Annotated in this window: 1 protein-coding gene; it reads left to right on the top strand. The window is 55.1% G+C overall.

The features are described 5' to 3' along the window. Positions 1 to 247, top strand: a 247-nt coding sequence (locus tag SB772_RS44315; protein WP_410839066.1) for a porin, incomplete at both ends; no start/stop codon positions are given.

A 247-nucleotide genomic window follows, 5' to 3' on the forward strand; every position in this document is an offset into this window, starting at 1 on the left:
ATCTCTTCAATCCCGCCAACGAGATTGCCGTGATGTACGGGTATTTGCACGACCGCACCGGCAACGGCAACAACGCACAGCAGGTTGGCCTGTCGTATGAATACTTCCTCTCGAAGTCCTCGCTGATCTATATGGCGGCCGGTTTGATCGACAACCGGAATCAGGCGGCCTATACGCTCAACGGCACGGAATATTCGGGCATAGAAGTGACACCGGGTGCAACAGCCAGAGGCATCATTATCGGGCT

This window comes from Paraburkholderia sp. SIMBA_030, from assembly GCF_046535245.1.
In the GTDB taxonomy this organism is placed as follows: Bacteria; Pseudomonadota; Gammaproteobacteria; order Burkholderiales; family Burkholderiaceae; genus Paraburkholderia.